At 49.8% G+C, this 6,903-nt stretch carries 4 protein-coding genes and 1 pseudogene; 1 reads left to right on the forward strand and 4 read right to left on the reverse strand.

Going from position 1 to position 6,903, the window contains the following annotated elements; genetic code table 11:
- The 4 genes and pseudogenes from VFS25_RS17110 to VFS25_RS17125 form a co-directional block, all read right to left on the reverse strand.
- Positions 1 to 1,311: pseudogene (locus VFS25_RS17110) on the reverse strand (hypothetical protein); the annotation flags it as partial.
- 216 nt (positions 1,312 to 1,527) lie between these two features.
- Positions 1,528 to 1,746 (reverse strand): hypothetical protein, encoded by a 219-nt coding sequence (locus tag VFS25_RS17115; protein WP_326463384.1) that lies wholly within the window; start codon positions 1,744 to 1,746, stop codon positions 1,528 to 1,530.
- 43 nt (positions 1,747 to 1,789) lie between these two features.
- Entirely contained in the window at positions 1,790 to 2,938 is a 1,149-nt protein-coding gene (locus VFS25_RS17120; protein WP_326463385.1) for an alkaline phosphatase family protein, read from the reverse strand.
- 61 nt (positions 2,939 to 2,999) lie between these two features.
- Positions 3,000 to 4,355 (reverse strand): sulfatase-like hydrolase/transferase, encoded by a 1,356-nt coding sequence (locus tag VFS25_RS17125; protein WP_326463386.1) that lies wholly within the window; start codon positions 4,353 to 4,355, stop codon positions 3,000 to 3,002.
- A gap of 303 nt (positions 4,356 to 4,658) precedes the next feature.
- Here VFS25_RS17125 and VFS25_RS17130 point away from each other — a divergent pair, with 303 nt between their 5' ends.
- The gene (locus VFS25_RS17130; protein WP_326463387.1) at positions 4,659 to 6,860 is read left to right on the forward strand and encodes a hypothetical protein; all 2,202 of its coding nucleotides are present in this window, start codon (positions 4,659 to 4,661) and stop codon (positions 6,858 to 6,860) included.
- Positions 6,861 to 6,903: the final 43 nt, after the last annotated feature.

A 6,903-nucleotide genomic window follows, 5' to 3' on the forward strand; every position in this document is an offset into this window, starting at 1 on the left:
GCCGGGTTTGCGCGACATTACCCAATATACCGGGCGGGGAAACAATTCGAGCCAGTGGCCACCAAAAAATTCATTGGGTTCTTCGCCGGGCAGCAGCAGGAAGTCTTTGCCGGATTGCTGCTCACATAATTTAAAAAGCGCCTTTAGCTGGGGCAACCGCTTTTCGTCCGGTCCCTTGGGATCGGCGGTGTAATGAAATTCGGCCAGGTGAACAATATCAACTCCCAGCTGCTTAAACACTTTTACGAACTCGGGGTGCTCCGGCACCGGTTTTCCGGCCATCATTACCTTCATAATAAATTCATTATGGAAATGGCTCGACATTGTTTTAAATCCCGGCAGCCGAACGTATTGATCATTATGTGTAAAACGCTTTACTGCAGTGAAAGCTGCTTCATCATTTTCAGCGCTCAGTAAACAAAAGAAATTGAGGCGCTGCTTTGTTCCCGGCGGCGCATTAAACCAGGGTACAAAACGTTTGTCGCCTTCCAGCTCCTGCCTGATACCGATACCGTAGCCGTGCATCAGCCCGCGGTACTCGTTGCCATACCAGGTAAACCGCAGGTTAAAAGCTTCGTCCAAAGGATAAAAATACTGGTGCGGAGGAGGGAACACTACCAGCGCTCCGTGCTTACCCACTGCGGCAACGGCGCGGTATTTAACGGCCAGGTTACGGGCAGTGTCGCCGGCTGCTACCTGCGTTTGCACCAGGCTGTCACCTGTGTTTATCCATGCAACCCGCTGCCAGTCAGGAGAACGGCTCACCATTCCCGCATCAAAAACAATGGCTTTGGCATCGGCTCCGGTTGTTATCACCGCTGCTATGTTGAATAACGGGCTGCCGTTGTAACAGGTAATTTCCAAGGCGCCTGTAAAGCTTTCCGCGGTCAACTGCCCGATAGTTATAATGGTGCGGCTGCCGGCTGTTTTTACAGCTGCGGCGTTTTTCTTTATTGTTAACGGGTACGACTGGTGGGGCTTGTTGGGCACCTTGTCAAAAAAAATGTTCCACCCGTTTTGTGAAACCAGGTCTCTTTGGCCGACTGTGAGCACAAATGCGGGGTCAATATTGGCAGTGATGCGTTGTTTGCCGAGAAAAACCTCTTTAAAAAGCGGATGCGCAGGCGCCAGGTCGAACACAATTTTACCTGTGCCTGCATTGCCTGCGGGCCAGCTGATTTCCAGCAGCTGGCCGCGCTGGCTTACAACAGCCCCGTTACCTGGTTTAAACGCTTCGAGGTTTGTTTTCACCTGCGCTGCGGCAGTAACGGTAATGAATATGGGAACAGCGAACAATAAAGCCAGTTTCATGACGCGGATTTTGTTCGCTGAATATATATTTTTCCGCCGGGAAATAAAAGTGCTCGGCTTCTATCTTGTAAATACAACAGCAGATGGAGTTATTCCATTACCCGTGGAAATTCCGAAATCCTCAGCGTGGTACATCCGTAAGATATCAGCGTAACTTCTTCCGTGGCCGCCGGCATTGCCACGGTATAAACGGCAACACCAGGGCAACCGGCATTTTTATAAAGTAAAAAGGTCTTTTTCAGCCAGCTTTGCTTCCAGTATGGCCCAATCTGCCTGCAGGCGGGCTTCATTGTCTTTGTACTCCCACACGGTCATATGTTCCTTGGCATAGTGAAAAGTAATGTGATCATCGCCATACGTAATGCTGGTTACAAGATCGATGTTTACCAGCCGGCCAAATTCCTGCTGAACGGATGAACGGACAAAACGTGCCATAATAAAAAGTTTTATGCTGTTTATAGCTATAATTGCGCCAACCTCATTTTGCGCGGCCGGTAACGGCGCTGTTGTTAGCCTGCTCCAGGTACGGGATCTTATTCAGCAGGCTGTCATTACGGGTAACCATTTTCAGCTGTACCGGTTTTGCTACCGCATGCCCTGCTTCAAACTGCTCGCCCAACAGCATGGCAATAGTAGCTGCGATCTGCTGCTGCCACACCTGTTGTTCCTGCTTTATTTCGCCGGCGGGATAAATATCCGGCCCGATAACCGCCAGCCACATCTCACCGGAGCCTTTGGCCCAAAAGCCGTGCGTTTGCCAGTTCCCAGGGCGCCGACCTCTCCCATGGTCGGTAGTGATAATAAACGTGGTGTTGTCTTTATAGAAGGGATCGGTTTGCACATAGTACCACAGCGCGCCGATCATCCGGTCCACATCCGCAGCTTTCTCCAGGTAAAGGTCATAACGGCCTTTATGCGCACATTCATCGGTTTCCCCCAAGCCCAGGAATACTACTTTTGGATGATGCCGTTCCACATACTGCTGCATGCTTAACCAGGTTAACCGGTCGTAACGGGTATCACTTTTACCGGTAATATAGTCCTGCACGCTGTTCACGGCAGCTGCGGTATCGCCGTCCTCTTTGAGCGGCTCATAGCCAGCATTAACGGAAAAGGTGCCCTGGCGTTCATTAAGTATAAAAGGCAGGATCTTCCAGGAGCTGAATGCTACCACTTTACCCTGGTAATCCTTCTGTTGATTGAGGAATTCCAGCACATTCGTATTGCGGTTCACTACGGGCAGGTTGGGTATAAACCAACGGTTTGCAAAACCAGTCAGCATTTCGCTATAGCCGGGGTAAGATATTTTATAGAAGTTGCGTACGTTCACATTATTGTTCCATTGCCGGTTACCATACAGGCAGCCCTGCTTTGCGACCACATTCCAGAAAAAGGGCATTAACTTCTGCCGGCGGACGGCTGCGGAATCGTCCCAGTACAGCTGCCGCATGATAGCGGTATCTTTTACAAATTCCGGGTCAAAAAGCAGCCTGGCATCTGCCCCGTTAAATACCTCCTGCCAGCGGAAGCCGTCTGTAGCAATAATAAAGATGTTCCTCTTCTTTTGCGGCTGAGCAGTAGCAGCCAGGGACCATAACAGGGCAATTACCCAGAGCCGGTAGATCATTTGTACAGCGTTTTCCAAAAAAACGTACAAAGTATGATCCAAACATTAACGGGGTGTTAAATTATTGGGGGGAATGGGCCTCTTTCAATTTCGGCAACGCCCTCCACCATTGCAGCAGCTTATCTTTCAGCTTTGCAGCAATCGCGGGCTCACGGTCTGCCACATTTGTAGTTTCGTTTTTATCTTTCACAATATTGAATAGCTGAATGTCTTTGCCATCGCTGTTCATTAACAATTTCCATTCACCGGAGCGCACCGCTAAATTGGGGCTTTTATCCCTGCCGGCCGGGTACCTGAATGCAATGTTATTGCGCCCGTATTCCCAGAACATATCCCGGGTCCTGGACGCCGGCTTTCCCAGCAGCACACCGCTTCTGTCTATCCCATCGCCCGGGTAATCCTTTGGTAAGGAAACACCGCCGAACCTGGCCAGCGTGGGCACCATATCAACGCCGTTAATAACAGACGATTCATCAACTGTTCCCGCGGGAACATGTCCCGGCCAGCACACGATGAAAGGCATGCGGGTACCGCCTTCGTAAAGAGAGAGCTTTGAGCCTCTTAGTCCTGCTGCCCTGCTGCCCCTGAAGCTGGGCAACGGCCCGTTGTCGCTGGTGAAAATAATAATGGTATTCTTCTCAATGCCCAGCTGCTTCAATCCATCCATCAGCCTGCCTATCTGCACATCATATTCCTTTAAAACCAGCTTAAAGGCCGCTTCCTCTTCGGGGTTCATGGGATATTTACCGGTATACTCAGGGTCCTTTCTTGGCACCCATGGCGTATGCACATCATCCGGCCACAAATTCACAAAACAGGGCTGGCCTTTATGCCTGCTGAGGAAATCCAGGGTTTTATCTACAAAATACTTTGTACGGTCCCATCTTTTAATGCTGTCTTTATCAGACCAGATCCAGTTAGTAGCGGTAATCAGCGGGTCAGGGTCCGGGCTTTCATACGTGCTTATATGCTCGTCATAACCATATTGTTCAAACCCCGGCGCATTTTTCACATCCCTGCCCCCGCCAAGATGCCATTTACCAAAGTGGCCCGTGGCATAGCCAGCGTTTTTAAAAAAGCGTGCAATGGATGGTGCAGACGGGTCAAGAAAATCAGCCTGCTCCGCATTCCGGTTATGCTTTTTGTTGTCGAGATAGGTAGAAAAGTTCCACCTGCCGGGGTACATGCCTGTGAGCAGCCCTGCCCTTGACGGGGAACAAATGGGCGCCGCGCTATAATACTGTGTAAATTTACGCCCGTTCTTAGCCAACCGGTCTATGTTAGGTGTGGGAACAAACTGCCCGCCAAAACAGCCAATATCGCCAAAACCCATATCATCAGTAAGAATGAAAATGATATTCGGCCTGCTGCCTGGCGGCGTATGTGCTGCAGCGTAGGCAGGCGGCCATGCTTTCAAAAAAACAATTCCTGTAATTATAACTGCAAGTAATACTATTAGCTTCCACTTCCGTTGACCTGGCATGTGTTAATCTTTTACTTTTAACTAAACGGCAAATTACTACTGCTGCTTTTCGTACACCCAACTAATATAATTAAATAATCCAGTTTTTTTTTGTGCCGTATTCAGGTGAGCATGTTTAAATTATCTTATTTTCCATGCAGATTAATATTCCCCATGCTTCTTATAATGCGGTATCTGCTCATCTTAATTTCGCTGTTCAGCTTTCTTCCAGGGAACGCCCAGGTACTACAGCGCACATTGGACACTTTGGCCCGCCGCCTGGAAACCTATTCCGGCGATGCAGTCCGCACCACCCTGTATGTACGTACCAGTAAGGATATTTACGAACGCATGGAAGATCTTTGGTTCAAAGCCTATGCGTTGGATGCGCAGCATCAGCTGCTCTCCGGCATTGACCAGACACTTTACATACAGCTGGTTTATGCACAAAAAGACAGCGTGGTGTGGGAAGAAGCATATCCAATAGAAAACGGCATTGCGAATGGGCACATTTACCTGAACGATTCACTGCCGGAGGGAAATTACTGGCTATGCGCCTATTCCGCCCACTCCCTGACCAGGGATGCCGCTTCTTTCACAGGCGTCCGCAGCATAAGCATTGTGCGGAACGTGGCAGAGCTGCTGCGAAAAAAACCGGCAGGCCGCCGTACCGATAGCCTGCAGAAAAAAATACAGCTCCACCTGCTGCCCGAAAGCGGGGTGCTGTTATCAGGCGTTACCAACCGGGTTGCATTTAAGGCAGTAGCTGAAAACGGGCTGCCCTGCACAGTTTCCGGGACCCTTTTTGATGGTAATACCGCCATCGGGCATTTTAAGAGCAGCCATGCGGGAACGGGCAGCTTCCTGCTACGGCCGGCAGCGGGCAGCACCTATCATGTACGCCTGGATGCCCCTTTCGCGGACACGCTGTACCCATTGCCCGCCGCAAGCACGCAGGGAATGACCTTCCGGCTTTTGCACAATAGTAAAGACAGCATCCTCTTCCGGGTTTATAACCAGGCGCCCGAAAAACAGCTTTTCTATTTCAGGCTGCAGACAAGGGGGCTAACGCAGCTGATGGCTTCCGCAACAATACAAGACAGCCTTGACCTCAAACTGCCTTTGCAAAATGTAACAGCGGGCGTGGCTGAAGCCACCCTTTTTGACCATGGCGCAGTGCCTGTAGCAGAAAGACTGGTTTATGTAAAGCCGGATCACCGCTTATCGGTTACGGCTACACTTTCCCGGAAGAGCTATGGCACGAAAACGAAAATCGTGCTGCACATACATACGACAGACGAGCAGGATAAGCCGGTTATTGCGCAATTAGGGGCTGCAGCGTATGACCGCATCTATCACCGGCCAGCGGACCCAAATGATATACAAACGCATTACCTGCTGACCACCCAGCTAAAAGGCCGCATTTATGATCCCGGTTATTACTTTGATACCACCCAAACAAACCGGCTGCAGGCCCTTGACCTGTTGCTGCTAACCCAGGGCTGGCGGTCTTATTCGTGGAACGAGGAGGAACTGAAAAAAACGGGCGGCAGTAACAGCCTGGTATTATCCGACAGTACCAGGGGCGAACTTGTTACGCTCCGGAAGAAAACAAAATCCTCCCAGCAGGCTGTTATGCTTTTTGATGCTGAACAGCAGCACAACCAGCTGGTAACATTGGATAACCAGGGAACGTTCCGGCTTTCGCCGGAGCATTTAAAATTATCGCGCAACATCTACATTAAGCATTACGGCGAACAGCGGGATTTTGAATTGAAAGTGCATGATCCCTTTGAACCCATTCATAAAATAAAGCCGTGGCAGAAAATAAACTATCCTTTGGAAAGCATACCAATGGCAAGCAGGCAAGTGACAGCAGAAGATCTTTCCATACTAACGCGCGGAAGCATTCAGCTGAAAGCCGTTGAAGTACAGGGAAAAACAGCGGTTGTGTTCCGCGATAAATATATAGGCCACCTGGACAGCCTGGCGAAATACCGGCACCTAACCGACAAAACACACGGGGGATGGTTGAATTGCCCGGCGGGGGATGGTGATGAGCGGCCTGTTGAAGGACAAACATACATTGTATGGACCGGCCCTAACCCGCCTGCCTCACATCCCTTCTCATTCAATTCCACCAACACCAAACAAATTGTTTATCACTATCCCCGGTACACCGAAGAAGCGCTGCTAAAAATGTTTGGAATAGCCAAAGCAAAAGGCTATTATCCCCGGAAGGAATTTTACCAACCCAATTATGATCAACAACAAAACGCCGGGGTAGATTACCGCAATACCCTGCTGTGGGCGCCCGATATCATAACGGATGAAAACGGGGATGCTACCGTGGAATTTTTTTCGTCTGATATTAATACTGCTTTTTATGGTATAGTGGAGGGCGTTAGCGGTAATGGCCTGGCGGGTAAAACTGATTTTGAATTTACTGTAACGAAATGAGCTGCCCCGCTTTTGTACCGGCTGGTTGTATAGCGAACAGCAC

It is taken from the genome of Chitinophaga sp. (genome assembly GCF_035761305.1).
Taxonomy (GTDB): Bacteria; Bacteroidota; Bacteroidia; order Chitinophagales; family Chitinophagaceae; genus Chitinophaga.